Origin of the sequence: Streptomyces poonensis (assembly GCF_014650915.1) — a bacterium.
Classification (GTDB): domain Bacteria; phylum Actinomycetota; class Actinomycetes; order Streptomycetales; family Streptomycetaceae; genus Streptomyces; species Streptomyces poonensis.
Genome location: NZ_BMVW01000005.1, coordinates 56,877 through 80,961 on the forward strand (window position 1 = coordinate 56,877; position 24,085 = coordinate 80,961).

Annotated in this window: 20 protein-coding genes; 14 read left to right on the forward strand and 6 right to left on the reverse strand. The window is 73.4% G+C overall.

Going from position 1 to position 24,085, the window contains the following annotated elements; translation table 11 throughout:
- Positions 1–252: 252 nt before the first annotated feature.
- From IE242_RS15185 to IE242_RS15195, 3 genes are all read right to left on the reverse strand, one after another.
- Positions 253–1,515, reverse strand: coding sequence for a sensor histidine kinase (locus IE242_RS15185; RefSeq protein WP_189859381.1), 1,263 nt, complete (start codon positions 1,513–1,515; stop codon positions 253–255).
- A gap of 141 nt (positions 1,516–1,656) precedes the next feature.
- Positions 1,657–1,935 (reverse strand): PspA-associated protein PspAA, encoded by a 279-nt coding sequence (gene pspAA, locus IE242_RS15190; RefSeq protein ID WP_189859383.1) that lies wholly within the window; start codon positions 1,933–1,935, stop codon positions 1,657–1,659.
- Positions 1,936–1,975: 40 nt separating this feature from the next.
- Entirely contained in the window at positions 1,976–2,779 is an 804-nt protein-coding gene (locus IE242_RS15195) for a PspA/IM30 family protein (protein WP_189859943.1), read from the reverse strand.
- 312 nt (positions 2,780–3,091) lie between these two features.
- Between IE242_RS15195 and IE242_RS15200 the strand changes: the two genes are divergently transcribed.
- From IE242_RS15200 to IE242_RS15210, 3 genes are all read left to right on the forward strand, one after another.
- Entirely contained in the window at positions 3,092–3,721 is a 630-nt protein-coding gene (locus IE242_RS15200) for a DUF3043 domain-containing protein (RefSeq protein ID WP_189859385.1), read from the forward strand.
- Between the two features lie 83 nt (positions 3,722–3,804).
- Positions 3,805–4,554, forward strand: coding sequence for a class I SAM-dependent methyltransferase (locus IE242_RS15205; RefSeq protein WP_189859387.1), 750 nt, complete (start codon positions 3,805–3,807; stop codon positions 4,552–4,554).
- Positions 4,555–4,653: 99 nt separating this feature from the next.
- On the forward strand, positions 4,654–5,739 hold the full coding sequence (locus tag IE242_RS15210) for a S1C family serine protease (protein ID WP_189859389.1): 1,086 nt from the start codon (positions 4,654–4,656) through the stop codon (positions 5,737–5,739).
- Positions 5,740–5,806: 67 nt separating this feature from the next.
- Here IE242_RS15210 and IE242_RS15215 read toward each other — a convergent pair whose 3' ends face one another.
- Positions 5,807–6,019, reverse strand: a complete 213-nt coding sequence (locus IE242_RS15215; protein WP_189859391.1) for a hypothetical protein — start codon at positions 6,017–6,019, stop codon at positions 5,807–5,809.
- Positions 6,020–6,144: 125 nt separating this feature from the next.
- Between IE242_RS15215 and IE242_RS15220 the strand changes: the two genes are divergently transcribed.
- A complete protein-coding gene (locus tag IE242_RS15220; protein ID WP_189859393.1) occupies positions 6,145–7,347 on the forward strand; it encodes a bifunctional adenosylcobinamide kinase/adenosylcobinamide-phosphate guanylyltransferase in 1,203 nt (400 codons plus the stop codon).
- A 2-nt stretch (positions 7,348–7,349) separates the two neighbouring features.
- Here IE242_RS15220 and IE242_RS15225 read toward each other — a convergent pair whose 3' ends face one another.
- Positions 7,350–8,297: a class I SAM-dependent methyltransferase gene (locus IE242_RS15225; protein WP_189859395.1), complete on the reverse strand. Its 948-nt coding sequence runs from the start codon at positions 8,295–8,297 to the stop codon at positions 7,350–7,352.
- Positions 8,298–8,441: 144 nt separating this feature from the next.
- Between IE242_RS15225 and cobT the strand changes: the two genes are divergently transcribed.
- The 9 genes from cobT to IE242_RS15270 all read left to right on the forward strand — a co-directional run bounded on the left by cobT (position 8,442) and on the right by IE242_RS15270 (position 21,611).
- The gene (gene cobT, locus IE242_RS15230) at positions 8,442–9,569 is read left to right on the forward strand and encodes a nicotinate-nucleotide--dimethylbenzimidazole phosphoribosyltransferase (RefSeq protein ID WP_189859397.1); all 1,128 of its coding nucleotides are present in this window, start codon (positions 8,442–8,444) and stop codon (positions 9,567–9,569) included.
- 93 nt (positions 9,570–9,662) lie between these two features.
- The gene (locus IE242_RS15235) at positions 9,663–10,448 is read left to right on the forward strand and encodes an adenosylcobinamide-GDP ribazoletransferase (RefSeq protein ID WP_189859399.1); all 786 of its coding nucleotides are present in this window, start codon (positions 9,663–9,665) and stop codon (positions 10,446–10,448) included.
- 238 nt (positions 10,449–10,686) lie between these two features.
- The gene (locus tag IE242_RS15240) at positions 10,687–12,237 is read left to right on the forward strand and encodes a leucyl aminopeptidase (RefSeq protein ID WP_189859401.1); all 1,551 of its coding nucleotides are present in this window, start codon (positions 10,687–10,689) and stop codon (positions 12,235–12,237) included.
- A 246-nt stretch (positions 12,238–12,483) separates the two neighbouring features.
- Positions 12,484–13,872, forward strand: a complete 1,389-nt coding sequence (gene lpdA / locus IE242_RS15245) for a dihydrolipoyl dehydrogenase (protein ID WP_189859403.1) — start codon at positions 12,484–12,486, stop codon at positions 13,870–13,872.
- Positions 13,873–13,953: 81 nt separating this feature from the next.
- Positions 13,954–15,804, forward strand: coding sequence for a 2-oxoglutarate dehydrogenase, E2 component, dihydrolipoamide succinyltransferase (gene sucB / locus IE242_RS15250; RefSeq protein ID WP_189859405.1), 1,851 nt, complete (start codon positions 13,954–13,956; stop codon positions 15,802–15,804).
- 286 nt (positions 15,805–16,090) lie between these two features.
- On the forward strand, positions 16,091–16,732 hold the full coding sequence (locus IE242_RS15255; RefSeq protein WP_189859407.1) for a GntR family transcriptional regulator: 642 nt from the start codon (positions 16,091–16,093) through the stop codon (positions 16,730–16,732).
- 280 nt (positions 16,733–17,012) lie between these two features.
- Positions 17,013–19,715: a pyruvate dehydrogenase (acetyl-transferring), homodimeric type gene (gene aceE, locus IE242_RS15260; protein WP_189859409.1), complete on the forward strand. Its 2,703-nt coding sequence runs from the start codon at positions 17,013–17,015 to the stop codon at positions 19,713–19,715.
- 337 nt (positions 19,716–20,052) lie between these two features.
- On the forward strand, positions 20,053–21,093 hold the full coding sequence (locus tag IE242_RS15265; protein WP_189859411.1) for a helix-turn-helix transcriptional regulator: 1,041 nt from the start codon (positions 20,053–20,055) through the stop codon (positions 21,091–21,093).
- Entirely contained in the window at positions 21,093–21,611 is a 519-nt protein-coding gene (locus IE242_RS15270) for a DUF4240 domain-containing protein (protein WP_189859945.1), read from the forward strand. Before IE242_RS15265 ends, IE242_RS15270 begins: the two co-directional genes overlap by 1 nt.
- 87 nt (positions 21,612–21,698) lie before the next feature.
- On the opposite strand, the gene IE242_RS15275 is transcribed toward IE242_RS15270, so the two are convergent.
- Entirely contained in the window at positions 21,699–22,634 is a 936-nt protein-coding gene (locus IE242_RS15275) for a peptidoglycan recognition protein family protein (RefSeq protein ID WP_189859947.1), read from the reverse strand.
- 246 nt (positions 22,635–22,880) lie between these two features.
- Here IE242_RS15275 and IE242_RS15280 point away from each other — a divergent pair, with 246 nt between their 5' ends.
- The gene (locus IE242_RS15280) at positions 22,881–24,071 is read left to right on the forward strand and encodes a MarP family serine protease (RefSeq protein WP_189859413.1); all 1,191 of its coding nucleotides are present in this window, start codon (positions 22,881–22,883) and stop codon (positions 24,069–24,071) included.
- Positions 24,072–24,085 lie beyond the last annotated feature (14 nt).

Consider the following 24,085-nt stretch of genomic DNA (forward strand, 5'->3'; position numbering starts at 1 on the left):
GACGGTGCTTCCCTGCCTGTGCGAGCGGGTGGTGCCCCTACGCCCGCGAGCGAGCGGTGGCCCGTGCGTGGACGGGTGGTTGCCCGGCCCGGGCAGGCGGGCGATCCGGCCGCCCGCGAACGGACGGCCCGACGCGAACGGGCGGTGCCGGTGCGGGGCGGACGGCCGACGTGCGGTCGGCGGACGACCGACGTACGCCCAGCGAACGGCCGACCTGCGGCATCCGGGCCGGATGCCGCACGCGGTCCCGCGTCACACGGTGTCCGCGGCGGCAGCCGTCCGGCTGTCGACCGGCAGGATCGCGTGGACCCGGAAGCCGCCGCCGTAGCGGGGGCCCGCGGTGCAGGTGCCGCCGAGCGCGGTGACGCGTTCCCGCATGCCGAGCAGGCCGTGCCCGCCGCTGTCCTCGACCGGCCCGTGCCCGCTTTCGGCGCGGGCGCCGTCGTCGGCGCGGCCGGCGCGGGTGCCCGTGCCGTCGTCGAGCACCGTGATCTCGATGTCCGGTCCCACCCGGACGACGCTGACCTCGGCCTTCGCCGCCGGGCCCGCGTGCTTGCGCACGTTGGTGAGGGCCTCCTGGATGACGCGGTACGCGGCGAGGTCGACGGCGGCCGGGAGTTCGGTGCCGTGGTCGGCGCGGGCGACCTCGACGGTCAGCCCCGCGTTGCGGAAGGTGCCGGCGAGCTCGTCCAGCCGGTTCAGGCCGGGGGCGGGCTCGGTGGGGGCCTCCGGGTCACCGGACTGCCGCAGCAGACCGACCGTGGCGCGGAGCTCGTCGAGCGCCGAACGGCTGGCCTCGCGGACGTGCGCGAGGGCCTCCTTGGCCTGGTCGGGGCGCTTGTCCATGACGTGGGCGGCCACCCCCGCCTGCACGTTGACCAGCGCGATGTGATGGGCGACGACGTCATGCAGGTCCCGGGCGATCCGGAGGCGCTCCTCGGCGACCCGTCGGCGGGCCTCCTCCTCACGGGTGCGTTCGGCCCGGTCGGCGCGTTCCCTTATGGCGTTCACGAAGGCCCGGCGGCTGCGGACCGCGTCCCCGGCCGCGGCGGCCATGCCGGTCCAGGCGAAGAGGCCGAGGTTCTCCTGGGCGTACCAGGGCAGCGGCCCGGCGAGCATGGCGACACCCGTCAGGACCACCATGGTGAGCAGGCCCACCCGCCAGGTGGTGGGGCGGTCGGTGGCGGACGCGACGGTGTACAGGGCGACGACCACGGACATCGCCAGCGGGGCGCGGGGACCGCCGGTGGTGAACTCGGCGAGGGCGAACACCACGGTGACGGCCAGCACGGGCACGGGCGAGCGGCGCCGCAGGATCAGTGCCGCCGCGGCGAGGACCATGAGCGCCAGACCGAGCGGTTCGGGCGTACGGGCGCCCCACTTCGCGCCGGCCTCCGCGTGCGGGTCGACGAACGAGCCGACGATCATGCAGACCAGGACACCGGCCGCCAGAACCGCGTCCGGCGCCAGAGGGTGCGCCCTGAGCCAGGACCTGACGCGCTGGAAGGTGCTCACGACTGCTTACGGTACGGGGTCGTCACAGGCGGCGGTGCGGAAGTACGGGCGCCCGGGCGGCCTCGTCCCCGGGATCTCCGGCCGGGAATCGGCACGCACAGGCCGGTCCGCGGCTCTTCCCTCCGTCAGCCGCCCCGGCCGTCAGCCCGGGATCAGTCCGTCACCCTGCAGCAGCTCCCTGACCTCGTCCAGGGTCGCGTCCGGCGACGGCAGGATCAGCTCGGACGGCTCCAGGGAGTCGTCCGGCAGCGGTGTGCCCAGCTCACGGACCTTGTCCAGCAGGGCATGGAGCGTACGGCGGAAGCCTGGACCGTCACCGCCCTCCATCTCCGCGAGCAGTTCGTCGTCCAGCTTGTTCAGTTCGGCGAGGTGGCCGTCGGCCAGCCTCACCTGCCCCTCCCCCATGATCCGTACGATCATGTCGCCCTCCTGAAGGCGTGGGAATCCGTACCGTGACCGGTCACTGCTTGTCGAAACGCGGGGTGTCCTGCTGCTGGGGCTGTGCCTGGGCCTGACCCTGGCCCGTGCCGCCCTCGATCGCCTGCTGCCCGGCCGTGGTGCCCCCGGCCAGCTCGGCCTTCATGCGCTGCAGCTCCAGCTCCACGTCCGTACCGCCGGAGAGCCGGTCCAGCTCGGCCTGGATGTCGTCCTTGTGCATCCCGGTCGGGTCGTCCAGGGCACCGGAGGCGAGGAGCTCGTCGATGGCGCCGGCCCGGGCCTGCATCTGGGCCGTCTTGTCCTCCGCGCGCTGGATGGCGAGGCCGACGTCGCCCATCTCCTCGGAGATACCGGAGAACGCCTCGCCGATCCGGGTCTGTGCCTGGGCCGCGGTGTACGTGGCCTTGATGGTCTCCTTCTTGGTGCGGAAGGCGTCCACCTTGGCCTGCAGCCGCTGGGCGGCCAGGGTGAGCTTCTCCTCCTCGCCCTGGAGCGTGGCGTGCTGCGTCTCCAGGTCCGTCACCTGCTGCTGGAGCGCCGCACGGCGGGAGAGCGCCTCGCGGGCCAGGTCCTCACGGCCCAGCGCGAGCGCCTTGCGGCCCTGGTCCTCCAGCTTGGAGGACTGCGACTGGAGCTGGTTGAGCTGGAGCTCCAGGCGCTTGCGGGAGGTGGCCACGTCGGCGACGCCGCGACGCACCTTCTGGAGCAGCTCCAACTGCTTCTGATACGAGTAATCAAGGGTTTCGCGCGGGTCCTCGGCCCGGTCAAGGGCCTTGTTCGCCTTCGCGCGGAAGATCATCCCCATACGCTTCATGACACCGCTCATGGGCTTCGCGCGCCCCCTTCTGACCGACTCCAGCTCCAGCGACTGCAACAGAACCAACGGTACGGGTTCTGCATCCATTACCGCACTGTTCGGGGACGGATGCGCTCCTCCCCAAGGACGACTGCGGACGGCACCGATCCGGCGCAGGGAGGACATGTCTCCCGGGTACGCATACGGGACGGGTCCCGGAAACGCTCAGGTTTCCTCCTGTTTCCCCGTGCCTCCCCGTGCGTTTCGTGTGGGACATGGCCGCTTTCGTCCCCTTTACAGACGTCCGGTGTTGCCGGATCGTTCCCCACCGGGCTGGGGTCCATGCGGGCGCACCCCGTACCCTTGGTTTTTGTGTTCCGTAGCCGTGCCAAGGATGAGAAGGCCCAGGCCGCCGCACAGGCGCCGGTGACCGACTCCAAGCAGACCCGCGACCCGCAGGCCCCCAAGGGCCGCCCCACGCCGAAGCGCAGTGAGGCCCGTACGCAGCGCCGCAGCGTCGCCAACACGCCGACGACGCGCAAGGAGGCCGCCAAGCGCAACCGCGACGAGCGGCGTGCCGCGATGGAGCGGCAGCGCCAGGCGCTGGCGAGCGGCGACGAGCGCTATCTGCCCGCGCGCGACAAGGGCCCGGTGCGGAAGTACGCGCGCGACTTCGTGGACTCGCGGTTCGCGATCGCGGAGTGGTTCCTGCCGATGGCCGTGGTCATCCTCGTACTGAGCATGGTGCGGGTGCCCGCGCTGCAGAACGTCGCGCTGCTGCTGTGGCTCTTCGTGATCGTCCTGATCGTCGTCGACTCGGTCGTCACCGGCATCCGGCTGAAGAAGCAGCTGAACACCCGCTTCCCGAACGAGAACAAGCGCGGCGCCGTCGCCTACGCGCTGATGCGCACCCTTCAGATGCGTCGCCTCAGGCTGCCGAAGCCGCAGGTCAAGCGCGGAGAGCGGCCCTGAGCGCAACGTCTTTCGCCCAGGGCGCGGCGGACACCGGGGCCGGCGGCTGGGACCGGCTGCGCGAGACGGTACGGCAGGAGCTGGTGACCCGGCAGCTCGACGAGCAGATAGCCGGGCGGTTCCCGGTCGGGCAGCGGCTGCGGGTGCTGGACGTGGGCATGGGCCGGGGCGCGCAGGCGCTGCGGCTGGCGCGTGCCGGGCACGCGGTGACCGGCGTCGAGCGGGATCCGCAGATGGTCGCGGTCGTCCGTGAGGCGCTCGCCGCGCAGCCGGAGGGCGTCCGCGGCCGGGTCCGGGTCGTCGAGGGCGACGGCCGCGACACGGGCGTGCACTTCCTGCCGGGCAGCTTCGACGTGGTGCTGTGCCACGGTGTGCTGATGCACATCGAGGAGCCGGACCCGCTGCTGGCGGGCCTGGCACGGATGCTCGCCCCCGGCGGGCTGCTCTCGCTCCTCGTGCGCAACGGGGACACCCCCGCCCTGCGGCCGGCGCTCACCGGTGACTGGGCGGGGACACTGGCCGCCCTGGACACACCCGCGCACACCCCCAGGATCCCGGCGGCGCCCGAACACGGTGAGTCCCCGTCACGGCCGGGGCTCGAGGTGTGGGCGGACCGGCTGGGTTCGCTGACGGCCACGCTCGCCGGGATCGGGGCGCCCCTGCACACCTGGTACGGGGTGCGGGTCTTCACGGATCTCACGGCGGGCGGCACGGCGCTTCCCGGAACGCCCCAGGACATGGTCGCGCTGCTCGCGGCGGAGGACCGGGCGGGCCGGACGGACCCGTACCGGCGGGTGGCGGCGCTGCTGCACCTGTGCGGGGTGCGGGGCTGACGTCCCCGGGGGCGCCGGGAGGTCCCGCGGCGTTCCCGCGGCGCCCGTTCGGGCGCACATCCCGTGCCCGGACCGCCGCCGCACGGTGAGACTCGGGCCATGGACGTATCCGTGTGCCCGCCCCGCCCGCACGCCCTCCGGCCGCTGGCCCCCGTGACCGTCGCCGCTCTCCTCCTCCTCTCCGGCTCCGGGTGCTCCGGCGACCGGGCGCCCGTCACGCGGGACGGCGCGACCACCGCCCGGGCCGCCGCGCCCCGGGCGGCCAACGGGCTGGAGGACGACTACCGCAAGGTGGTCGACGACGTGCTGCCCTCGGTCGTGCAGATCCAGGCGAGCGACGACCTCGGGTCGGGGGTGGTGTACGACGGCAAGGGGCACATCGTCACGAACGCGCACGTGGTGGGCGACGCGCGGACGTTCCGGGTGACGACGGCCAACAGCGGGGACGTGCTCAGCGCGCGGCTCGTGTACGCGTACCCCGAGCAGGACCTCGCCGTGATCCGGCTGAACGACGTGCCGGACGGGCTGAAGGCGGCGTCCTTCGCCGACTCGTCCGGAGTCGACGTGGGCCAGATCGTGCTCGCCATGGGGTCACCGCTCGGGCTGTCGTCCAGTGTGACGCAGGGGATCGTGTCGGCCACCGGGCGCACGGTGACCGAGAGCAGCTCGGGCGGGGGCACGGGGGCGACCATCCCGAACATGGTGCAGACGTCCGCGGCGATCAACCCCGGCAACAGCGGCGGTGCCCTCGTCGGCCTCGACGGCCGGGTCATCGGCATTCCCACGCTCGCCGCGACCAATTCCGGGCTCGGCGAGGGCGCGGCGCCCGGGATCGGTTTCGCCATCCCCTCGTCCATGGTGCGGACGGTCGCCGACCAGATCGTCAAGCACGGCCGGGTGACCGACTCGGGCCGGGCGGCGCTCGGCATCACCGGCCGTACGCTCGTCGGCGGCGACTACCGGCCCGTCGGGGTGGCCGTCGTCTCGGTGGAAGGGGGCGGCGCGGCCGACAAGGCCGGTCTCAGGGCCGGAGACGTCATCACGGCGCTGGACGACACCGACATCACCACCTTCACATCCCTCTCCGAGGCCCTGGCCGGCAAGCGTCCGGGCGACCGGGCGGCCGTCTCCTATCTGCGGGACGACGACAAGAGGACGGCCGAGGTGACGCTCGGGGAGCATTAGGCGCGATGCGGGCCCGCGCGGCCCGGGTCCGCCGCTCCACGAGCGGCGGACCGGGCAGCCCGTCGCCCTACGCGTTCTCCGCGTGCAGGCTCATCGGCCCGTAGATCTCCGTGGTGTCCTCGTACAGCCGGACCTGGTCCGCACCGCCTTCCAGCAGGGCCTTCCAGTGCTCGCCGATCCAGGACTCCGCGTCCCCCTGAGTGGTGAACTCCTCGGGCTGCACCGCGGGCTGGACCTCCGTCCCGTCGGCCTTCTCGAACCGCCACGTCCATGCCGCCATGTGAGCCTCCGTAAGTACCGGCCCGGCGCCGGAGGCGGTGCCGGGCAAGATCCGGTTCCTGTCCGAAGCCTAGTCGGACGCGCAAGACCTGCGAGGACTCGGCGGGACACGAGAAAATCAGCCGCGTGGAACTGACACTGCTCGGCACCGGCGCCCCCGCGGGACTTCCCCGCCCCGACTGTCCCTGCGCGGCCTGCGCGACCGCCCAGGGCACCGACGCCCGGGCGGCGACCGCGCTGCTGGTGGACGGGACGCTGCTGCTCGATCTGACGCCCGGTGCCGCCCTCGCCGCCGCCCGCTCCGGGCACACCCTGGCCGGCGTACGGCAGGTGCTGCTCTCGCATCCGCACGAGGGGCCCGCGGTCGAGGTCCCGGCGGGGCTGCCGCAGCCGGGGCGGGTGCCGGACGGGCGGGAGCTGGCGCTGATGAGCGGGCACCGGGTGCGGGCGCTGGCGTTGGACGCGCCGGGGACGGGGTACGCCGTGACGGGACCGGACGGGCAGCGGCTGCTGTACCTGCCGCCGGGGGCCGCGCCGGCCGGACTGGAGGAGTGGCCGTCCGAGCCGTACGCGATGGTGCTGCTGGACGTGATCGGGCGGCCGGACGCGCTGGCGCGGCTGCGGGCGGTGGGGGCGGCCGGCCCCACCACCGACGTCATCGCCGTGCACCTCGACCACGACGTGCCGCCGGGCGCCGAGCTGCGCCGCCGGCTGGCCGCGGCCGGGGCACGGGCCGTGCCGGACGGCACGACGCTGGACGTGGGCGCCTACGAGGACGTCCCCGACGTACCGCGGCGCACCCTCGTGCTGGGCGGGGCGCGCTCGGGCAAGTCGGTGGAGGCGGAGCGGCGGCTGGAGGCGTTCCCGGACGTGCTCTACGTGGCGACGGGCGGCACCCGGAACGGGGACGGCGAGTGGGCGGCCCGGGTCGCCGCGCACCGGGAGCGGCGGCCTGGCTCCTGGCGCACGGCCGAGACCTGCGACCTCGTACCGCTGTTGAAGGAGGACGGGCCGCCGCTGCTGATCGACTGTCTGTCGCTGTGGCTGACCGACGCGATGGACTCCGTGGGCGCGTGGGACGACGCCGAGTGGGCCGACGGCGGCGAACGCTCCCTGCGGGCGCGGGTGCGGGACCTCACCGAGGCCGTGCGGCAGACCCGCCGCACGGTGGTCACGGTGTCGAACGAGGTGGGGTCCGGGATCGTGCCCGCCACCGCCTCCGGGCGCCGCTACCGGGACGAACTCGGGCGCCTGAACGCGGCGTTCGCGGCCGAGTGCGAGCACGTGCTGCTGGTGGTGGCGGGCCAGGCGCTGCCGCTGCGCGGCTGACGTCACGCCGGCCGGCGGGCGAGGACCCGGTAGGCGTTGGAGAAGCGGGTGCGGCGCAGCAGCGGGGCGAGGGCGTGGTCCAGTGCCGTGGCGATGACCAGCAGCGGGACGCGGACCCAGGGCGGGGCAGGGTGCCGGCGGGCGAGAGCCAGGGAGAGGGCGCCGGTGAGGTCGTACGGGACGTGGGGTCCGCCGCGGTCCACGGCGACGATCGCGCAGCCGGCGGCCGCCAGCTCGGCCAGCAGGTTGGGCAGCGGCAGCAGGTGCAGCCGGCGCGGCTGGTCGTACGCCGCCCACCAGCGGCCGAGCAGCGCGCCGAACAGGCAGCCGGGGTCCGTGAGCTCGATCAGCAGGTGGCCGCCGGGGCGCAGGACGGTCAGCGCGGCGCGGAGCTCCGCACGCGGGTCGGGGCAGTGGGCCAGGTGGTGGAACATGCTGACCACGTCGTAGCGGCCGCGCAGCCGTCCGGTGACGGCCGGGTCGGTGAGCGTGCCCCGGTGGGCCTCCTCGACGCGTCCGGCCTCGCGGGCCCGTTCGACGCGCGGAGTCGGGTCCAGCCCGTCGAAGCAGGTGTACGGGTGCACCTGCCTGGCCTCCTCCGGGAAGTGCCCGTGCCCGGTGCCGACGTCGAGCCAGCTCTCGGGCTCGGCGTCCGGCGGCACCGCGCGGGCGGCGGCGCGGAGGGCGGCGGGGCGGTGGCCGCCGTGCGGACGGCGGAGGTGGAGGGCCAGAACGTCGGCGGTGAGCCGGGGGTTCTGGAAGGCGTGCGAGCACTCCCGGCACTCGTCCACCTCGAAGACGCCCGGAGCGCGCCGTACCGGGTCGGACGTACGGACCCGGGTGCGCAGCCGGGTGGAGCCGCACCAGGGACAGTCGTCCCGGCGTGGCTCACGGAACTGGTCCGCGGACGGGTCGGGCCGGGTCGGGGCGGGTCGCGGGGCGGTGGGCATGGGCGACTCCCTGCGGGGCAATGGCGAGCAAAACGGAACGTATGGGATGGCGATCATGGGTGCAACGACGTCCCGCAGCCGTGCCGCCGAAGTGACGCCGGTGTGACGCCGCCGCGTTCGACCGCGGCCGGTACTGTTCGGCGAATGAGCTCGCTGAATCTCGACGACTTCACCGATCTGATCGAGCGCCCCGACGGCGGGGTGCGCCGCGACGCCGAGGCGCGGCGGGAGCGGCAGACCGTGCCGCCCGGAGCGCTGGGGCGCCTCGACGACCTGGGCGAGTGGCTGGCGGCGGCGCAGTCCGCCGTACCGGTGCGGCCGATCACCCGTCCCCGGGTGGTGCTGTTCGCGGGTGATCACGGGATCGCCGCGCGGGACGTGTCCGCGCGGCCCGCGGGCACGGCGGTCCGGCTGGTGCGGGCGGTGCTCGACGGGACCAGCCCCGTGGCGGTGCTGGCGCGGCGGCTCGACGTGCCGGTGCGTGTGGTGGACATGGCGCTGGACTGCGACCCCGGGGAGCTGCCCGCGGACGTCGTGCGCCACCGGGTGCGCCGGGGTTCCGGGCGGATCGACGTCGAGGACGGGCTGACCGCCGAGGAGGCGGAGGCGGCGTTCCGGGCGGGAGTCGCGGTCGCGGACGAGGAAGCCGACTCCGGTACGGACCTGGTGGTGCTCGGCGATGTGAGCGTGGGCGGCACCACGGCGGCGGCCGTGCTGGTCGCCGCCCTGTGCGGCACCGACGCCTCCGTGGTCACCGGGCGGGGCGGGCGGCCCATCGACGACCTGGCGTGGATGCGCAAGTGCGCGGCCGTACGGGACGCCCTGCGGCGGGCCCGCCCGGTCCTCGGGGACCAGCTCCAGCTGCTGGCGACGGTGGGCGGGGCCGATCTCGCCGCGGCGACGGGCTTCCTGCTCCAGTGCGCGGTGCGCAAGACACCGGTGGTCCTCGACGGCGTGGTGTCGGCCGCGTGCGCGCTCGTCGCCCAGCGGATCGCCTTCCGGGCCCCGGACTGGTGGCTGGCCGGCCAGCGCAGCGGTGAGCCGGCCCAGGCCAAGGCCCTGGACCGGATGGCGATCGAGCCCCTGCTCGACCACGGCGTGAGCGTCGGCGAGGGCACGGGCGCGCTGCTGGCCCTGTCCCTCGTCCAGGCGGCGGCCGCCCTGGCGGCGGAACTCCCCGAACGGGAGGCCGAGGGCGGCGGGGACGGCGAGGACGGCGAGGACGCGGAGAAGCCCGGCGACGAGGCGCACGCGGACGCGGGCGGGAGCTGACACCCGGGCACCGAGGGATAGCCGGGCGCGAGGGTGCCCGGTGCGGGCACGGCCGCCGGAGCCGTCCCCGCGATCGCCGGGTAACCTGCGCCGGTGCGCACCACCCCCCTCCTCGACGGACTCCGCTTCGCCTTCGGCACCCTCACCGTGCTGCCCGTTCCGCTGACCCGCTGGGACCGCGGGGCCGCGCGGGCGGGGATGCTGTGCGCGCCGGTGGCCGGGGTGGTCGTCGGGCTCGGGGCCGCCGGGCTCGGCGCGGTGCTGCTCCTCCTCGGCGCCGGTCCCCTGCTCGCCGCCGTGGCGGCCGTCGCCGTGCCCGCCGTCCTCACCCGCGGCCTCCACCTCGACGGTCTCGCCGACACGGCCGACGGCCTCGGCAGCAACAAGCCCGCCGACGACGCGCTGCGCATCATGAAGCGGTCCGACATCGGCCCCTTCGGCGTGATCACCCTGGTGCTCGTGCTGCTCGCGCAGGTCGCCGCCCTCGCGCAGGCGTACGGCACCTCGTGGGCCCACGGCGCCCTCGCGGCCGTCCTCTCGGCGGCCGCGGCCCGGCTCGCCCTCACCCTGGCCGCGCGCGCGGGGGTGCCCCCGGCACGGCCCGAGGGGCTCGGCGCGGCGGTCGCGGGCACGGTTCCCGTAGGGGGCGCGCTGCTGGTCGCGGGCGCGGTCGCCGTGGCGGCGGCGGTCGCGGGCGGCGCCCTCTCCGGGACGTACGGTGCGGTGCGGGCGGTCTGCGCGGTCGTACTCGCCTGCGCCGCGGCCGAGTTGCTGCTGCGGCACTGCACACGCCGCCTCGGCGGAGTGACGGGTGACGTGTTCGGCGCGCTGGCGGAGACCGCTGCGACGGCTGCGCTCCTCGTGCTGGCGCCGGGCTGACGGAGCCCCCCGTCAGACAGCCGTTCGGCACGAACGCGCAGGCGAACGGGCCCGATCCGGCACGCAGGGCCTAGGCTCGTCCTTGGCACCCCAGGACCGGCAGAAGCCCTTGCGCAGTACCGATTCCCCCGGCCCGGCCGGGACTGCCGCACTTGGCGGATCTAGGGTCTCCCCCAGGGCCGGTCGACCCCATCCGTTCGGCCACCAGCAACTCAATCGGAAGCGAGATTTCACCACCGTGACTGCTCTCACTCTCAGCACCGCCGCCGCGTCCGGCCTCCGGGCCGACGCGATCGTCGTCGGTGTCGCGAAGGGCTCTGCATCCGGGTCCGGGGACCTGGTCGTCGCACCGGGCGCCGAGGCCGTGGACCAGGCGTACGACGGCAAGCTGGCCGATGTCCTCAAGACCCTCGGCGCCTCGGGCGCCGAGGGTGAGGTGACGAAGCTGCCCGCGCCGTCCGGCTTCAAGGCGCCGCTCGTGGTGGCGGTGGGCCTGGGGGCGGAGCCCGAGAAGGACGCCTCCTACGAGCCCGAGGCGCTGCGCCGGGCGGCCGGTGCCGCGGCCCGGGCGCTGACCGGCTCCAAGAAGGCCGCGTTCGCGCTGCCGGTCGGGGACGCGGGCGACCTCGGCGCGATCGGCGAGGGCGCGCTGCTCGGCGCGTACGTCTGGGACGCGTACAAGGACAAGGGCGACGCCAAGGCCAAGAACGGCAAGGCGAAGAACGGCAAGGGGCCGCTCGCCGAGGCGACGCTGCTCGGCGCCAAGCCGCGCGACCGCGCCCACAAGGCCGCCCTCGAGCGGGCCGTCACCGTGTCCGAGGAGCTGAACCGGGCCCGCGACCTGATCAACACCCCGCCGAACGACCTCAACCCCGAGGCGTTCGCCGCGATCGCGCAGGCCGCGGCCAAGGAGCACGGCATCAAGGTGCAGGTGCTCGACGAGAAGGCCCTCGCCAAGGGCGGCTACGGCGGCATCCTCGGCGTCGGCGCCGGCTCGTCGTCCGCGCCGCGCCTGGTGAAGCTGTCGTACACCTCCTCCAAGGCGAAGAAGCACCTGGCCTTCGTCGGCAAGGGCATCACGTACGACTCGGGCGGCATCTCGCTCAAGCCCGCCGGGCACAACGAGACGATGAAGTGCGACATGAGCGGTGCCGCCGCCGTGTTCGCCGCGGTCGTGGCCGCCGCGCGCCTCGGCCTGGAGGTCAACGTCACGGGTTACCTGGCGCTCGCCGAGAACATGCCGTCCGGCTCGGCCACCCGCCCCGGCGACGTGCTGCGCATGTACAGCGGCAAGACCGTCGAGGTCCTCAACACCGACGCCGAGGGCCGGCTGGTGCTGGCCGACGCGCTCACGAAGGCCTCCGAGGAGAAGCCGGACGCCATCGTGGACGTGGCCACGCTGACCGGCGCGATGATGCTGGCGCTCGGCAGCCGCACCTTCGGGATCATGGCGAACGACGACGCGTTCCGCACCGCCGTCCACGAGGCCGCCGAGGAGGTCGGCGAGGCCGCCTGGCCGATGCCGCTGCCGGAGCACCTGCGCAAGGGCATGGAGTCCGCGACCGCCGACATCGCCAACATGGGCGAGCGGATGGGCGGCGGCCTGGTCGCCGGCCTGTTCCTGCGCGAGTTCGTCGGCGAGGGCATCACCTGGGCCCACCTCGACATCGCGGGCCCGGCCTTCAACGAGTCCGGCCCGTTCGGCTACACGCCGAAGGGCGGCACGGGCTCGGCGGTGCGCACCCTGGTGCGGCTGGCGGAGCTCACGGCGGCGGGCGACCTGGGCTGAGGTCCGTTCCGTTTGTGTCACACGGCCCCGGGCGCCCGCCGCCCGGGGCCGTTTCGTCCCGCTTCGGCGGGCGCGTGGGGCGTCTCACACCCGGGCCCCACGTCTCGTACGCCTCCGACAAGTGCAAAGATGGGGCACGGCAGGACAGGGCCCCACCCCAGGGCCGAAGCAAAAAAGCGGCCGGACACCAGCCGCCGCCCGGTCACTGGAGACCGGCGTATGGCGCACATGCATGGAGGACGTGACGTGGCGAACGACGCCAGCACCGTTTTCGACCTAGTGATCCTCGGCGGTGGCAGCGGTGGTTACGCCGCGGCCCTGCGCGGGGCGCAGCTGGGCCTGGACGTCGCCCTGATCGAGAAGGACAAGGTCGGCGGCACCTGCCTGCACAAGGGATGCATCCCCACCAAGGCCCTGCTGCACGCGGGCGAGATCGCCGACCAGGCCCGCGAGAGCGAGCAGTTCGGTGTGAAGGCCACCTTCGAGGGCATCGACGTCCCGGCCGTCCAGAAGTACAAGGACGACGTGATCTCCGGCCTGTACAAGGGCCTGCAGGGTCTGATCGCCTCCCGCAAGGTGACCTACATCGAGGGTGAGGGCCGGCTGTCCTCCCCCACCTCCGTCGACGTGAACGGCCAGCGCATCCAGGGCCGCCACATCCTCCTCGCCACCGGCTCCGTGCCGAAGTCGCTGCCGGGCCTGGAGATCGACGGCAACCGCATCATCTCCTCGGACCACGCCCTCGTCCTGGACCGTGTGCCGGAGTCCGCGATCATCCTCGGCGGCGGTGTCATCGGCGTCGAGTTCGCCTCCGCGTGGAAGTCCTTCGGCTCCGACGTCACGATCATCGAGGGCATGAAGCACCTCGTCCCGGTCGAGGACGAGAACTCCTCCAAGCTTCTTGAGCGCGCCTTCCGCAAGCGCGGCATCAAGTTCAACCTCGGCACCTTCTTCCAGAAGGCCGAGTACACCCAGAACGGCGTCAAGGTCACCCTCGCCGACGGCAAGGAGTTCGAGGCCGAGGTCCTGCTCGTCGCCGTCGGCCGCGGCCCGGTCTCCCAGGGCCTCGGCTACGAGGAGGCCGGGGTCGCCATGGACCGCGGTTACGTCCTGGTCGACGAGTACATGCGCACCAACGTCCCGACGATCTCCGCGGTCGGCGACCTGGTCCCGACGCTGCAGCTCGCGCACGTCGGCTTCGCCGAGGGCATCCTCGTCGCGGAGCGGCTGGCCGGCCTGAACGCCGTGCCGGTCGACTACGACGGCGTGCCGCGCGTGACCTACTGCCACCCGGAGGTCGCCTCCGTCGGCATCACCGAGGCCAAGGCCAAGGAGATCTACGGTGCGGACAAGGTCGTCGCCCTGAAGTACAACCTGGCGGGCAACGGCAAGAGCAAGATCCTGAAGACCGCGGGCGAGATCAAGCTCGTCCAGGTCAAGGACGGTGCCGTGGTCGGCGTCCACATGGTCGGCGACCGTATGGGCGAGCAGGTCGGCGAGGCCCAGCTGATCTACAACTGGGAGGCGCTCCCCGCCGAGGTCGCCCAGCTGATCCACGCCCACCCGACGCAGAACGAGGCGCTCGGCGAGGCCCACCTGGCCCTGGCCGGCAAGCCGCTGCACGCGCACGACTGACCCTCGGTCGACGGTCGCGACGAGTTCGCGACGCCCCGCGACGACACAGACTTCCGCAATTCGTTAGGAGCAACAGAAACCATGGCGGTTTCCGTAACCCTTCCGGCGCTCGGCGAGAGCGTCACCGAGGGCACTGTCACCCGCTGGCTGAAGGCCGAGGGTGAGCGCGTCGAGGCCGACGAGCCGCTGCTCGAGGTGTCGACCGACAAGGTCGACACCGAGATCCCCTCGCCCGCCTCCGGTGTCCTCGCCTCCATCAAGGTCGCCGAGGACGAGACCGTCGAGGTCGGCGCCGAGCTCGCCGTCATCGACGACGGCACCGGCGCCCCGGCCCCGGCCGAGGCCCCCGCCGCCCAGGCCGCTCCGGCCGCCCCGGCCCCGACCGAGACGGCCGCCCCGGCCGCCCAGACCCCGGCCGCCCCCTCCACCGAGCAGGCCGCCCCGGCGCCGGCCCCGACCGCCGAGGCCGCCTCCGGCGGTGGTTCCGCCGAGGGCACGGACGTCGTCCTGCCCGCGCTCGGCGAGTCCGTCACCGAGGGCACCGTCACCCGCTGGCTCAAGGAGGTCGGCGAGTCCGTCGAGGCCGACGAGCCGCTGCTCGAGGTCTCCACGGACAAGGTCGACACCGAGATCCCGGCGCCCGCCTCCGGCGTGCTGCTCGAGATCGTCGTCGGCGAGGACGAGACCGCCGAGGTCGGCGCCAAGCTCGCCGTCATCGGCCAGCCGGGTGCCGCGCCCGCCGCCGCTCCGGCCGCCCCGGCTGCCGCTCCGGCCGCGCCCGAGGCTCCGGCGCAGCCCGCCCCGGCCCCGGCTCAGCCCGCCGCCCCGGCCGCCCCCGCCGCTCCGGCTCCGGCCGCCCCGGCTCCGGCCGCCCCGGCGGCTCCGGCCCCGCAGCAGGCCGCCCCGGCCGCCGCCGCCCCGGCTCCGGCGCAGCCCGCCGCCCCGGCCCAGGCCCCGGCCGCTCCGGCCGCCGCCCAGCCGGTGGACGACGGCGCGTACGTGACCCCGCTGGTGCGCAAGCTCGCCGCCGAGAACGGCGTCGACCTGGGCGCCGTCAAGGGCACGGGCGTCGGCGGCCGCATCCGCAAGCAGGACGTGCTCGCCGCCGCCGAGGCCGCGAAGGCCGCCCCGGCTCCGGCCGCCGCCCCGGCTGCCGCCGCTCCCGCCGCTCCCGCCGCCGCGAAGAAGGCCCCCGTCCTGGAGGCCTCCCCGCTGCGCGGCCAGACCGTCAAGATGCCGCGCATCCGCAAGGTCATCGGCGACAACATGGTCAAGGCGCTGCACGAGCAGGCCCAGCTGTCCTCCGTCGTCGAGGTCGACGTCACGCGGCTGATGAAGCTGCGCGCCCAGGCGAAGGACTCCTTCGCGGCCCGTGAGGGCGTCAAGCTCTCCCCGATGCCGTTCTTCGTGAAGGCGGCGGCCCAGGCGCTGAAGGCCCACCCGGCCATCAACGCCCGGATCAACGAGGCCGAGGGCACGATCACCTACTTCGACACCGAGAACATCGGTATCGCGGTGGACTCCGAGAAGGGCCTGATGACCCCGGTCATCAAGAACGCCGGCGACCTCAACCTCGCCGGTATCGCCAAGGCCACGGCGGAGCTGGCGGGCAAGGTCCGCGCCAGCAAGATCTCCCCGGACGAGCTGGCCGGCGCGACCTTCACCATCAGCAACACCGGCTCGCGCGGCGCGCTGTTCGACACGATCATCGTGCCGCCGAACCAGGTCGCGATCCTCGGCCTCGGCGCCACGGTGAAGCGCCCGGCCGTCATCGAGACGGAGGAGGGCACGGTCATCGGCATCCGCGACATGACCTACCTGACGCTCTCCTACGACCACCGCCTGGTGGACGGCGCCGACGCGGCCCGCTACCTGACGGCCGTCAAGGCGATCCTGGAGGCGGGCGAGTTCGAGGTCGAGCTCGGCCTGTAACAGGCGCGCAGGGTTCGTCCCTGGGTTCGTCTCTTCGTACGGTGCCCCGTCCGGAACTCTCCGGGCGGGGCACCGTCGTACGGCCACGTCACGGCCATGTCGGTGTTGGCGAGGTCTTGGCGAAAAGCACCGTATTGGGACTGTGTCGGGGGCGTGTAAGCCTCGTCTCACCTGCGCCGGGGCGCCTCCGTGCGCCCCTCCGCGACGGCCGTACGGCCTTATTGTCTAAAGGTCAACGCCCCGGGGGCGGTAAGCCCCTTCCGGCTCTTCCGGCTAAGGAGCCCTCATGACCGCGCCCGTCGTCCACTCGCTGCGCGAACAGATCCGCGAGCACATCGTGGAGGGGATCGTCAGCGGGCGCTGGAAGCCGGGCGAGCGGATCGTCGAGCGACGGATCGCGACCGAGCTGGAGGTCAGCCAGACCCCCGTACGGGAGGCGCTCAGGGAGCTGGAGTCCCTGCGGCTGATCGAGTCGGCGCCCAACAAGGGCGTCCGGGTGCGGAATCTGACGGCGGCCGACCTGGAGGAGTCGTACCCGGTGCGGGCCGGCCTGGAGGCCATCGCGGCGGAACTCGCGGCGGAGCGGCTGGCCGAGGACTGCTCGGCACTGGAGCCGCACGTCGCCGCGCTGTACGAGGCGGACCGCAGGGCGGACGGCACGGGCCAGGTCCGGCACACGGTGGCGTTCCACCGGGAACTGGTGCGGGCCGCCGGGAACTCGGTGCTGCTGCACACCTGGGAGGGCCTCGGCATCGAGGTGTTCACGGCCCTGTCCATCCGCTGGCTGGGCACGGTCCAGCAGTCGTACGCCGAGGAGCACGAGGAGCTGGTGGCCGCGTTCCGCCGCCGGGACCCGCGGATCGCGGAGCTGGTGAAGGCGCACGTGCTGGGATGCGCGCCCCGTACGGGCAGCGAGCCGTCGTCGTAACCCGCAAGGGTGCGCAAGAGCGCTTCCCCGCTCAAACGGGCCTCTCACCTGCGAAAACCAAGGGAAATTGCGGCACGGGGTGCCCTTTTCAAAGGCACCGCGTGCCGACTTTCTCGTGATCAAGAAGTTTTCACCGTCAACCCTTTGATCGATCATCGATCAGGGAGTTACAGTCCTCGACGGGCTCCGACCAGAGCCCTCGCCCTGTCCTGCCAAAGACCAAGGGCACCCCCACCCCTTACCGATGAGGGAACCCCCCTCCGCACCGGAAGGCGGCGCAATGACCGACCCCAACGCCATCCAGCCGAGCGAGCTCGACCAGCTCCCTGACCGCGATCCCGAGGAGACCGCCGAGTGGCAGGCCTCCCTGGACGCCGTCACCAAGGCGGCCGGCCCGCACCGTGCCGCGTACCTGATGCGCCGCACGCTGGAGCGCGCCGAGCGGGGCGGCCTGGCGCTGCCGAAGCTGCTGGAGACGGACTACCTCAACACCATCCCCACCGCCGCCGAGCCGGCCGTGCCCGGTGACGAGGCGATGGAGCAGCGGATCACCGCGTGGAACCGCTGGAACGCGGCCGCGATGGTGACCCGCGGCAGCAAATACGGCGTCGGCGGCCACATCGCCACCTTCGCCTCCGCCGCGTGGCTGTACGAGACGGGCTTCAACCACTTCTTCAAGGGCAAGGAGGGCGACGGCTCCGGCGACCAGCTGTACATCCAGGGCCACGCCTCCCCCGGCATCTACGCCCGCGCCTTCCTCGACGGCCGGCTGACCGAGCAGCACCTCGACAACTTCCGGCAGGAGGCCGGCGGCAACGGCCTGCCCTCCTACCCGCACCCGCGCCGCCTCCCCTGGCTGTGGGAGTTCCCGACGGTGTCGATGGGCCTCGGCCCCCTCTCCGCCATCTACCAGGCGCGCTTCAACCGCTACCTGACCGCCCGCGGCATCAAGGACGTCTCGTCCTCCCACGTGTGGGCGTTCCTCGGCGACGGCGAGATGGACGAGCCGGAGTCGACGGCGGCACTCGCCCTCGCCTCCCGCGAAGGCCTGGACAACCTCACCTTCGTCATCAACTGCAACCTGCAGCGCCTCGACGGCCCGGTCCGCGCCAACTTCAAGATCGTGCAGGAGCTGGAGGCCCAGTTCCGCGGCGCCGGCTGGAACGTGATCAAGACGCTGTGGGGCACGGCCTGGGACGAGCTGCTCCAGCTCGACACCACGGGCGCCCTGGTCCGGCGCCTCCGCGAGGTCCCGGACGCGCAGGTGCAGACGTACCAGACCCGCGACGCCGCCTACATCCGCGAGGACTTCTTCGGCAAGGACCCGGCGCTCGCCGAGATGGCGAAGCTGCTGAGCGACGACAAGATCCTCGAGTGTTTCCACTTCTCGCGCGGTGGTCACGAGGCCCGCAAGGTGTACGCGGCCTACAAGGCGGCCGTGGAGCACAAGGGCGCGCCGACCGTGATCCTGGCCCAGACGGTCAAGGGCCACACCCTCGGCACCGGCTTCGCGTCGAAGAACGCCAACCACCAGATGAAGAAGCTGTCGGTGGACGAGTTCAAGGCGATGCGCGACCTGCTCGAGCTGCCCATCCCGGACAGCGCCTTCGTCGACGGCCAGGTCCCCTACGGCCACCCGGGCGCGAACTCCCCCGAGGTCCGCTACCTCCAGGAGCGCCGCGCGGCCCTCGGCGGCCCGGCCCCGGCCCGCCGCACGCACGCGGTGGCACCCCTCCCCGCCCCCGCCGACAAGGCCTTCGCCGCCTTCGACAAGGGCTCCGGCTCGCAGAGCATCGCGACGACCATGGCCTTCGTACGCCTGGTCAAGGACCTGGTACGCGACAAGGAGACCGGCAAGCGCTGGGTGCCGATCGTCCCCGACGAGGCGCGCACCTTCGGCATGGAGTCGCTCTTCCCGTCCCTCGGCATCTACTCGCCCAAGGGCCAGACGTACGAGCCGGTCGACCGCGACCAGCTGATGTACTACAAGGAGGCCAAGAACGGCCAGATCCTCAACGAGGGGATCACCGAGGCCGGTTCGATGGCCGACTTCATCGCCGCGTCCACGTCGTACGCGACGCACGGCGAGACGATGATCCCGTTCTACATCTTCTACTCGATGTTCGGCTGGCAGCGCACGGCCGACCAGATGTGGCAGCTCGGCGACCAGCTCGGCCGCGGCTTCCTGGTCGGCGCCACGGCCGGCCGTACGACGCTGACCGGTGAGGGCCTGCAGCACGCGGACGGCCACACGCCCGTCATCGCGGCGACGAACCCGGCCGCTCTGACGTACGACCCGGCGTTCGCGTACGAGGTCGCGGCGATCGTCAAGGACGGTCTGCGCCGGATGTACGGCGAGGCGGCACCGGGCGAGGACCAGGACGTCTTCTACTACCTGACCGTCTACAACGAGCCGCTGCCGCAGCCCGCGAAGCCGCAGGGCCTGGGCATCGACGAGGGCATCGTCAAGGGCCTGTACCGCTTCAACACGGCGGAGTCGGCGGGCGTGGCCGTACCGGCGAACGCCCCGCGCATCCAGCTGCTCGGCTCGGGCACGGCGATCCACTGGGCCCTGAAGGCGCAGAAGCTGCTCGCCGAGGAGTGGGGCGTGGCGGCCGACGTCTGGTCGGCGACGTCCTGGACCGAGCTGCGCCGGGACGCCATGGAGGCGGACGCGGCGCTGCTGCGGGGCGAGGAGCGGGTGCCGTACGTGCGGCAGGCGCTCCAGGGCGCCGAGGGCCCGGTCCTCGCTGTCTCCGACTACATGCGCCAGGTCCCGGACCAGATCGCCCAGTGGGTCGAGCAGGACTGGGCCTCGCTCGGCACGGACGGCTTCGGCCTCTCCGACACCCGCGACGCGGCCCGCCGCCACTTCGGCGTCGACGCCGAGTCGATCGTCGTCGCGGCGCTGGCCCAGCTGGCCCGGCGTGGCGAGGCCAAGGCGACGGCGGTGAAGGAGGCGCGGGAGCGGTACGGGCTGTGACTGTGACTGTGGCTGTGGCTGTGGCTGTGTGACGGTCGTCGGGGCGGCGGGGCGGCGGGGTTTCCTCGCCCCCGCCGCCCCTTCCCGTCCCACCCCTGGGAGCTGCGCCCCCAGACCCCGCTGTCGGCCTGAACGGCCTCGTCCTCGAACGCCGGACGGGCTGGAATCAGTCATTCCTCCGGCGTTCGAGCAGCGGAGGCGGGGCACGGAGCGCCGATGGGGGTCTGGGGCGCAGCCCCATAGCCGGGTCGAAGGGGCGCAGCCCCTGGTGATGGGACGGGTAGGGGCGGCGGGGGCGAACTCCCCTCCCCGTGCGCACACCCGGCATCATGACCCCATGCGTGCTGCCCGCCTCATCAAGATGGTGCTGCTGCTCCAGTCGCGGCCCTCCATGACCGCCGCCGAGCTGGCCCGGGAGCTGGAGGTGTCCGAACGCACGGTCACCCGGGACGCGCAAGCGCTGTCGGAGGCCGGGGTGCCCGTGTACGCGGACCGGGGCCGGGCCGGCGGGTACCGGCTGATCGGCGGCTACCGCACCCGGCTCACCGGCCTCGCCCGCAGCGAGGCCGAGGCACTGTTCCTGTCCGGCGTTCCGGGGGCACTGCGGGAGATGGGGCTCGAGGACGCCGCCTCCGCCGCCCGGCTCAAGGTGTCCGCCGCCCTCCTGCCCTCCCTGCGCGACGCCTCCCGGACGGCGTCCCAGCGGTTCCACCTGGACGCGCCGGGCTGGTTCCGGGAGCCGGAGACCCCCGCCCTGCTGCCCGCGGTCGCGGACGCCGTGTGGGACGACCGGGTCGTGACCGCCCGCTACCGGCGCGGCGAGGCCGAGGCCGAGCGCTCCCTCGAACCGTACGGACTCGTCCTCAAGGCCGGCGTCTGGTACCTGTGCGCGCGGGTGCCGGAGCAGGGCTCCTTCCGGGTGTACCGCATCGACCGGTTCACGGCGGTCGCCGCCCTCGACGAACGCTTCACCCGTGACGAGGATTTCGCGCTGCCGCGGTTCTGGGAGGAACGGGCCCGGCAGTTCGCGCGGTCCATTCTGCGCGCGGAGGTCGTGGCGCGGCTGTCCCCGGACGGGGTACGCAGACTGCAGTACGCCCTCGATCCGGAGTCGGCCCGTGAGGCGCTGGAGGCCGCGGGCCCCGCCGACGGACGCGGATGGGTGACCGTCACCCTCCCCGTCGAGTCGGAAGATGTCGCGCACACGCAGCTGACGGCCCTGGGGCCGGAGGTCGAGGTGCTGTCCCCGGGGACTCTGCGCGAGCGGTTCGCGGCGGACGCGGCGCGCCTCGCGGAGCTGTACCGCCCCTACCGCCCACAACAAAACACCGCACTCCAGGTGCGCCCCACCCCTGCAGGCCCGATGCTGGAGCCGTGATGGACGAGACGGAGTTCTGGGAGCTGGTGGACTCGACCCGGGAGGCCTCCGGGGGCGACCCCGAAGAGCACGCCGACCTGCTCGTCGAGCGGCTCGTCCAGCTGGACCCGGACGCCGTGCTGGACTTCGCCCGGCACTTCGAGTCCCGCTACAACCGGGCGTACACCTGGGAACTGTGGGGGGCCGCCGCCGTGCTGCTCGACGGGGCGAGCGACGACGCCTTCGACTTCTTCCGGTGCTGGCTGATCGGCCAGGGCCGGGAGGTCTTCGAGCACGCCGTGCACGACCCGGACTCCCTCGCCGACCTCCTGGACGACTTCGACGAGGAGTTCGACGGGGACGGCGAGGAGCTGGGGTACGCGGCGGACGAGGCATACGAACAGCTCACCGGCACCGTCGCCCCGGACCTCGGCATTCCGTCCGCACCGCCCGAACCGCAGGGCACGGCTCTGGACTTCGAGGACGACTCCGTTCTCGCGGAGCGCTACCCCAAGCTCTGGGAGCGGTTCAGGTCCTGACTCCGGTACGGCGGTACGGCGACACCGCGACGTCAGGGCGCGGACCTTGACGAAGTCTGTGCGGCGCCCACGGCCTTCCTGTCACGGTCACAACCTGCCCTGCAGCCGGGCCGCGGTCTCTCTGATCTCCGGCAGGCGGGCCGCCAGGGCGGCGCCCGGGCAGCTCGTCATATAGCCGTCGCTGTGGCCCGCGAGGGCGGGCAGCAGGGCCTCGGTGCCGGCTGCGTACCGGCTGCGGTCGTTGCTGGAGACGAGACGGACACGGGAGCGCGGGTCGATGTCCGACAGGCCGAGCTTCCAGGCGGCGAGGGCGGCGATCGCGTCGGTCATCTCCCGGGGCACCGGCACGCCCTCGGTGAAGCTGCCGATGGCCGCTATGCCCGCCGTGCGGTGGTTGAAGCCCTGGGTGTGGGCGCCGGTGACGGGCCGTTCGACGCCGCCGGCGCGGCCCTCGTAGATCGTGCCGCAGCGGTCGACGAGGAAGTTGTAGCCGATGTCGTCCCAGTCCCGGGGTCCGGTCTGGCCCGCGTACAGGTGGTCGATGATGCGGGGCACGTCCGCGCAGTCGTATCCGTTCGGGGAGTCCGTGTGGTGCACGAAGACGGCGACGACCCGGTCGTCGTACCGCGCGGGCGGCGGGCGGCCATGGCGTGCGCCGTCGCCCAGCCAGCCGGACCTCGGTACGACCGGCGGCCGGGCGGCCTGGTGGACGGAGGCGGGACGGGCGGCGACGGGGCGGGCGGAGCCGGCCACCACGCGGTCCACGCCGACGGCACACAGCAGCAGTCCGGACACGGCCGCCAGTCCGGGCAGACAGCCGAGCACGACGAGGACGGCGCGCGGGACACGTGACAGCCGTCCGGCGCCTGGCCGGCGTCCCGCCCTGCCGCCACGTACGGCGCTGCCGCCGCGCACGGTTCCGCCACTGTCCACGGTCCTGCCGCCGCGTACGGCGACGGGCGGTTCCGCCCATGCGCGCTCCGGCCCCCGTCGCCTCCGCCGCGGCTGTCCGCGGCGCGCCATCCGGAAGACGCGCATATCACCACTTTGCCCCGGTTCCTCCGCTCACGCGATGTGTGGCGTGCCTCCCCCTTGGAACCGACGTCCGGGTCCGGCACGTTTTCTCCTGTGTTCGCTCCCTTGCGTACGGACGAGCCGGACGACGTCTCGGTGGCCTCCGCCTGAGACGCTCCGGCCGGGGTACCGGATCACCGGGCCGCCCCACCCGTACCAGGGGACCCGACAGGCCCGAGAGGAAAGGCGGCCGGAGTGGACGTACTCGACATCCTGCTGTTGCTGGTGATCCTGGCGTACGCGGCGTCCGGTTACCGGCGCGGTCTGGTCGCCGGCTGCGTCTCCCTGGCCGGATTCGTGGGCGGTGCCGCCCTCGGCGTGTGGATGCTGCCCTGGGTCCTGGAACTGGTGGCGGTGACGCCGGGAACAGCCGCCGCGACGGTCGCGGCCGTGCTGACGGTCCTGGCCCCCGCCGTGGTCGCGCACGAACTGGCGGGGCGGCTCGGCCTGCGGCTGCGCGGGGAACTCGACCGCGGCCCGCTGCGGGTGGCCGACGGGGTGGGCGGGGCCGCGGCCAACACGGTCGCCGTCCTGGTCGTCGCATGGGTGGCCGCGAGCGTCCTCGCCGCGTCCTCGTCCCCGCTGATCACCCAGGCGATCCGCGGCTCGTCACTGCTCGGCGCCGTGCAGAACACCATGCCGGACACCACCCCCGCCTGGTTCTCGCGGGCCACCTCCGCCCTCACGGAGGCGGGCTTCCCGCAGGTGTTCAACCCGTTCGAGACCGAACCGTCGGCGGGCGTCGCCGAGCCGTCCGGCGACAGCGTCACCCCGAGCGCGACGGAGGCCGCCCAGCGCAGCACGGTCAAGATAGAGGGCTTCTCCGGCACCCAGGGCCGCGAGGGCAGCGGCTTCGTGTACGCGTCCCAGCATGTGATGACGAACGCCCACGTGGTGGCGGGCATCGACGAGCCGACCGTGCGCGTCGGCGGCGTGGGACCGGCGTACGAGGCCCGGGTCGTGCTGTTCAACCCGGACAAGGACGTCGCGGTCCTGCACGTCCCGGCGCTGAACGCGCCCGTGCTCCGCTTCGACGACACCGCCGAGCGCGGCGACTCCGCGGTGGTCGCCGGCTATCCGGAGGACGGCGGCCTCGACCTCCAGGCGGCCACGGTCGCGAACCGCATCAACGCCACCGGCCAGGACATCTACGCCTCGGACACGGTCACCCGCGAGATCTACTCCATCCGCTCCACCGTGCGCCCCGGCAACTCCGGCGGCCCGCTCCTCACCACCGAGGGCCGGGTGTACGGGGTGGTGTTCGCCCGCTCCACCTCGGACAGCGGCACGGGGTACGTCCTGACGGCGGCCGAGGTGGCGCCCGAGGCCCAGCGGGCGAGGAACGCCACGAACCCGGTGGACACGGGCGAGCTGATCACGTCGTAGGCCCGGAAGCGGTT

What these genes read in the sequence shown, in the direction of transcription:
- IE242_RS15225 (WP_189859395.1), bottom strand. Translation starts at nt 8,297, where the DNA reads ATGCCCACCGCCCCGCGACCCGCCCCGACCCGGCCCGACCCGTCCGCG.
- IE242_RS15215 (WP_189859391.1), bottom strand. Translation starts at nt 6,019, where the DNA reads ATGGCGGCATGGACGTGGCGGTTCGAGAAGGCCGACGGGACGGAGGTC.
- IE242_RS15270 (WP_189859945.1), top strand. Translation starts at nt 21,093, where the DNA reads ATGGACGAGACGGAGTTCTGGGAGCTGGTGGACTCGACCCGGGAGGCC.
- IE242_RS15200 (WP_189859385.1), top strand. Translation starts at nt 3,092, where the DNA reads ATGCGGGCGCACCCCGTACCCTTGGTTTTTGTGTTCCGTAGCCGTGCC.
- IE242_RS15275 (WP_189859947.1), bottom strand. Translation starts at nt 22,634, where the DNA reads ATGGCGCGCCGCGGACAGCCGCGGCGGAGGCGACGGGGGCCGGAGCGC.
- cobT (WP_189859397.1), top strand. Translation starts at nt 8,442, where the DNA reads ATGAGCTCGCTGAATCTCGACGACTTCACCGATCTGATCGAGCGCCCC.
- sucB (WP_189859405.1), top strand. Translation starts at nt 13,954, where the DNA reads ATGGCGGTTTCCGTAACCCTTCCGGCGCTCGGCGAGAGCGTCACCGAG.
- IE242_RS15195 (WP_189859943.1), bottom strand. Translation starts at nt 2,779, where the DNA reads ATGAGCGGTGTCATGAAGCGTATGGGGATGATCTTCCGCGCGAAGGCG.
- IE242_RS15265 (WP_189859411.1), top strand. Translation starts at nt 20,053, where the DNA reads ATGCGTGCTGCCCGCCTCATCAAGATGGTGCTGCTGCTCCAGTCGCGG.
- pspAA (WP_189859383.1), bottom strand. Translation starts at nt 1,935, where the DNA reads ATGATCGTACGGATCATGGGGGAGGGGCAGGTGAGGCTGGCCGACGGC.
- aceE (WP_189859409.1), top strand. Translation starts at nt 17,013, where the DNA reads ATGACCGACCCCAACGCCATCCAGCCGAGCGAGCTCGACCAGCTCCCT.
- IE242_RS15255 (WP_189859407.1), top strand. Translation starts at nt 16,091, where the DNA reads ATGACCGCGCCCGTCGTCCACTCGCTGCGCGAACAGATCCGCGAGCAC.
- IE242_RS15210 (WP_189859389.1), top strand. Translation starts at nt 4,654, where the DNA reads ATGGACGTATCCGTGTGCCCGCCCCGCCCGCACGCCCTCCGGCCGCTG.